The organism is Sphingopyxis sp. (genome assembly GCF_035250425.1).
In the GTDB taxonomy this organism is placed as follows: Bacteria; Pseudomonadota; Alphaproteobacteria; order Sphingomonadales; family Sphingomonadaceae; genus Sphingopyxis.
Genome location: NZ_DATFFD010000305.1, coordinates 1 through 3115 on the forward strand (window position 1 = coordinate 1; position 3115 = coordinate 3115).

General features: G+C 66.1%; 3 protein-coding genes. 1 reads left to right on the forward strand and 2 read right to left on the reverse strand.

Going from position 1 to position 3115, the window contains the following annotated elements:
• The first annotated feature begins 243 nt into the window (after positions 1–243).
• Positions 244–1650, forward strand: a complete 1407-nt coding sequence (locus VJ811_RS18700; RefSeq protein ID WP_324075184.1) for a M20/M25/M40 family metallo-hydrolase — start codon at positions 244–246, stop codon at positions 1648–1650.
• A gap of 182 nt (positions 1651–1832) precedes the next feature.
• Here VJ811_RS18700 and VJ811_RS18705 read toward each other — a convergent pair whose 3' ends face one another.
• Both VJ811_RS18705 and VJ811_RS18710 read right to left on the reverse strand, forming a co-directional pair.
• On the reverse strand, positions 1833–2648 hold the full coding sequence (locus VJ811_RS18705; RefSeq protein WP_324075186.1) for a ferredoxin--NADP reductase: 816 nt from the start codon (positions 2646–2648) through the stop codon (positions 1833–1835).
• Positions 2648–3115 (reverse strand): hypothetical protein (locus tag VJ811_RS18710; protein ID WP_324075187.1); only part of this gene is annotated, 468 nt, incomplete at its 5' end. The genes VJ811_RS18705 and VJ811_RS18710, both read right to left, overlap by 1 nt.

The window sequence follows — 3115 nt, forward strand, 5'->3', positions numbered from 1 at the left end:
AACGCCGCTGTTCGGGCACGCTGCCCTCGGCCTTCCATCCGCGCATCCGGTACAGCAGGAGCAACATCCGGCGCACGCCGCGCGCCACCAACCCCGGTGGGTTGTCATCGATTTTGGTCACTTCGGCTCCTCTCCCCCGCCCCGATTGCGCCAAAGCCCGCCGCGGCGCAAGGGGCACGCGCATCGCGGCTTGCAGCGCCGCCGTCTTTCTGCTCCTTGCGTCTACAAACAGGGGAGAAATCGATGAAAACGCTGTCCGCGTTGCTGACGTCCGCCATGCTGCTCGCCGCGCCCGCGCTCGCCCCCGAGGCGCAACCGCGCGCCGATCAGCTCGCCTTCCGCGAAATCTACAAGGAACTGGTCGAAACGAACACGACGCTGTCATCGGGAAGCTGCACGCTCGCCGCCGAACGCATGGCGGCGCGGCTGAAGGCGGCGGGCCTTCCGGCCAGCCAGCTCACCCTGTTCGCGACGCCTGAGAACCCCAGGGAAGGCGGCCTCGTCGCCGTCTATCCGGGCACCAGCAAGACCGCGAAGCCGATCCTGCTCGTCGCCCACATCGACGTCGTCGAGGCGAAACGCGCCGACTGGGAACGCGACCCGTTCGTCATGGTCGAGGAGAATGGCTATTTCTACGGCCGCGGCACCGCCGACGACAAGGCGCAGGCGGCGGTGTGGGTCGACACGCTGATCCGGTTCCAGAAGGAAGGCTACAAGCCCAAGCGCACCGTCAAGGTCGCGCTGACCTGCGGCGAGGAAACCAACGGCGCGTTCAACGGCGCCCAGTGGCTCGCCGCGAACAAGCGCGCGCTGATCGACGCCGAATTCGCCCTCAACGAAGGTGGCGGCGGCGACAGCGATGGAAAGGGCAAAGTGTTCGGCCAATCGGTGCAGGTCGGCGAAAAGACCTTCGCCAACTTCCGCCTCGAAACCCGCAACCCCGGCGGCCACAGCTCGGCGCCGGTCCCCGCCAACGCGATCTATCAGCTTTCGCGCGCGCTCACCAAGGTCGCGGACTATGACTTCCCGGTCGAGATGACCGACACGACGCGCCGCTTCTTTGCCGAAGCCGGCGCGGCGCGCGGCGACGCGACGGGCAGGGCGATGGCCGCGCTGGCGAAGAACCTGGCCGACAAGGCGGCCGAGGCGATCGTGGGCAAGGATCCGTTCCTGCACAGCAATTTGCGGACGACCTGCGTTGCGACCTTGCTAGACGGCGGACATGCTCCCAATGCGCTGCCGCAGCGCGCCGGCGCGAATATCAACTGCCGCATCTTCCCCGGCCACAGCATCGAATCGATCAAGGACGAACTCGCCAGGGTAATCGGCGATCCGGGCGTCACGATCACCCAGCTGCCGCCCAAACGCCCCGCGCCGCCCGCGCCATCGCTCGACCCGAAAATCATCGGCCCGATGCAGACGCTCGTCGACAAATATTGGCCGGGGCTGAAGGTCATCCCGTCGATGGCGAACGGCTATACCGATGCGACCTTCCTCGGCGCGGTGGGCATCCCGACCTATGGCATCCCCGGCATGTGGGGCGACCCCGACGGCAATGGCGCGCACGGCCTGAACGAACGCATGGAGGTCAAATCGGTCTATGTCGGCCGCGACTATATGTTCGACCTGGTGAAGGCCTACGCCGACTGACATCCTTCTCCTCGATGGGAGAAGGATATGCAGCCTTATCGCGAAGCGATTGGGCGGAGTTGGATGAGGGTGATGGTGCAGGCACGCGCCGCCGCGTCAGGACGAAACCTTACCCCCACCGCTGCGCCCCGGACCTGATCCGGGGCTCGCTGCCTCCTCCATCAAGGGGGAGGAAAACGCGATTAACCGACGAACGCGCGCTCGATCACGAAGTCGCCGGGCGCCGCGTTCGACCCTTCCTTGAAGCCCAGCGCCTCGAACCGCGCCTCGAGGTCGCGGATCATCGCCATGCTGCCGCACATCATGATGCGGTCGATCGCGGGGTCGAAATGCGCCGGGCCGGTCAGCGGATGGCCGAACAGGCCGCCGCTGTCGATCAGCGCGTCGATGCGTCCCTCGGTGCGGAAGGGCTGGCGCGTCACCGTCGGCAAATAATGGAATTGCAGCAGCGCCTGATCCTGCACCAGCGGATCGCCGGCAAGCTGGCTTTCGAGCTCGTCGCGGAATGCAAGGTCGCTGACCTGCCGCACGCAATGGACGAGCTGGATCTGGCTGAACCGCTCATAAATATCGGGATCGCGAACAAGGCTGAGGAACGGCGCGAGGCCCGTACCCGTCGACAGCAGGAACAATCGCTGCCCCGGCAGCAGCGCGTCGGCGACGAGCGTCCCCGTCGGCTTGCGGCCGAGATAGACCGGATCGCCCGGCTGGATCTTCTGGAGCCGCGAGGTCAGCGGACCGTCGGGCACCTTGATCGACAGAAACTCAAGCTCGTCGGCATAGGCCGGGCTCGCGATCGAGTAAGCGCGCAGCAGCGGCCGCCCCTCGCCGGGCAGCCCGATCATCACGAATTCGCCCGAGCGGAAGCGGAAGCTGGGCGGCCGCGAGATCGTGAAGCTGAACAGATGCTCGTTCCAGTGGCGCACCGAGCGCACCTCCTCGACGGTCAGCGAGGCGGAGGGGGCCAGCTTGGCGGCTTCGGCAATACGGTCACTCATCACTTTGGACTTTCCTGGTGTGTCATGGTGCCGGCCGCGAGGGCCGGCATATCGAAACCCGCCGCGAGCAACCTGTCGATCGCGGCGCCCATCGCCTTTGCGATCGGGCCGACGCTGTCTCCCTCGGCCAGCAAGGCCAGCGTCGCACGGGCATTTGTGGTTTTCCCAAGCGAAATATCGCGACAGAGTCTAAGCAGAATTGCTTCATCCTCTGAAATCTGGAGGCACGGCATCGGGGCCAGAACGAGCGTTTCAACCGCGTCACCGCCGAGCAGCGCCATCGCGACATGGAAATCGGGCAGCGCATCCGCCGCATTCACGGCGGCAAATCCGCGATGCAGCATCTGCGGCGGGCATCGCCCACGCTCGGCCGCGGAGACCCACCCCCGCATCGCCCAGAGCAGGAAACGCCCGCTGTTGCAGAGGCTTTCCACCGGCCGGTCGACGAAGGCGTACATCGATTCCCT

Bases quoted from the DNA above. Each gene is read 5' to 3' on its own strand.
- VJ811_RS18700 (WP_324075184.1), top strand. From the start codon at position 244: ATGAAAACGCTGTCCGCGTTGCTGACGTCCGCCATGCTGCTCGCCGCG.
- VJ811_RS18705 (WP_324075186.1), bottom strand. From the start codon at position 2,648: ATGAGTGACCGTATTGCCGAAGCCGCCAAGCTGGCCCCCTCCGCCTCG.